Genomic DNA, 1,461 nt, shown 5'->3' on the forward strand with positions numbered 1-1,461 from the left:
GCCCGTTTCCGTGCATCCGGCTCCCGATGTTCTAGGGTTTCCCCTTGCTCATGTGGATATAGTCGTGGCAACTTTCGTGCACAGCTAGAAAGTTCTTTGTTTTCCAGTTTTGATGGTTGCCATCTACATGATGTAGGTGGAATTCTTCACCTGGTAGTGCCTTCATGCTGCAATATCCACATGCGTGGTTTTGCCGTTTTAGGGCTTTAGAGATTTGTCCTTCGTAGAGTTTGCTGTTGCGCTCGCTCCAGTAGGGGATGTCTCCATCAAATGGTGACTTCTCGCCTTGGACGTTGACAAATTTGTTTTCGGAGTGAGAGATTGCCGGGAATGCCTTATCTAGTAATTTCTTACTGGAGTATCGGTTATTCTTTGCTTCCTCGTTAAATACCTTGTATGTTCTGTGTTGGATATGATATAAGGAATTTCGTGACCCATCCATCTTACAGAATTTGTGGTAGTTTCTCCATCCTCTAACCAAGGGGGCTAATTTCTCAGCTTTTACCTCGGAACCATAGTTAGAGCAGTTAACGATGGCTTTTACTTTCTTACGGAATGCTTTGAAGTTTTCCACTGAGGGGGTGCTTCTAAATTTTCCGTTGCCCTGCACCTTGAAGTGCCAGCCTAGGAAGTCGAAACCGTCTGTCGATGCGGTTATCTTGGTTTTCTTTTTACTGATATTCATTCCTCTGTCTGCAAGGAACTGGTTTATTTTTCCAAGTACCTTTGTTGCATCATCTTTGGGTTTTAGGAAAAATACCATGTCGTCGGCATATCTGACGGATGGATGTATTTCCTCGATTCCATTGAGCGCAATATTAGCTAATAGTGGGCTTACCACACCACCTTGAGGGGTTCCTTGTTCTGGAAAGTTGGGGTGTATTCCTGCTTTGAGGCATCGGAAGATACCAATTTTTAGTCCTTTTGGTGCTATCAAATTATCCATGATAGTTGTGTGGCTTATCCTGTCGAAGCATTTCTCGATATCGAGTTCTATTATTTGCTTTCCTATTCCGTGGCTATTTGAGCGTAGATTCTGAAAGATATATTTCTGTGCATCATGCGCAGAGCGTCCTGTTCTGAATCCGTAACTCCTAGCGTGGAAAGTTGCTTCGTGTGCTGGTTCTAGTGCGTATTTTGCGAGACATTGCCACGCTCTATCCGCAATGGTGGGGACTTTTAGGGTTCTGAAGGTACCGTCTTTCTTAGGTATTGGGATTTCCCTGAGTTTGCTGTGATGCCACTCGTGTACATGCTTCGCGAGCACCCCTCCGAGTTCAAAACGCTCCTCAAAGTTAAGGGACGATGTTCCATCTATTCCCGCTGTCTTTTTCCCAGCATTTAGCTGTGTTACTTGACGTATAGCCAGTAGCCGTGCAGCCTTAGATTTCAGAATCAGTTTTTGGAGTGACCGCGCTTTCCGCATGTCTCCTGCTTTAACTGCTTTGAACACTCTAACTT

Annotated in this window: 1 protein-coding gene; it reads right to left on the minus strand. The window is 44.8% G+C overall.

From position 1 onward, the window contains the following. Positions 1 to 31: 31 nt before the first annotated feature. On the minus strand, positions 32 to 1,461 hold a 1,430-nt coding region (locus AC5590_RS30950; RefSeq protein ID WP_169268987.1), incomplete at its 5' end, for a group II intron reverse transcriptase.

The organism is Brasilonema octagenarum UFV-OR1, from assembly GCF_963888615.1.
In the GTDB taxonomy this organism is placed as follows: Bacteria; Cyanobacteriota; Cyanobacteriia; order Cyanobacteriales; family Nostocaceae; genus Brasilonema; species Brasilonema sennae.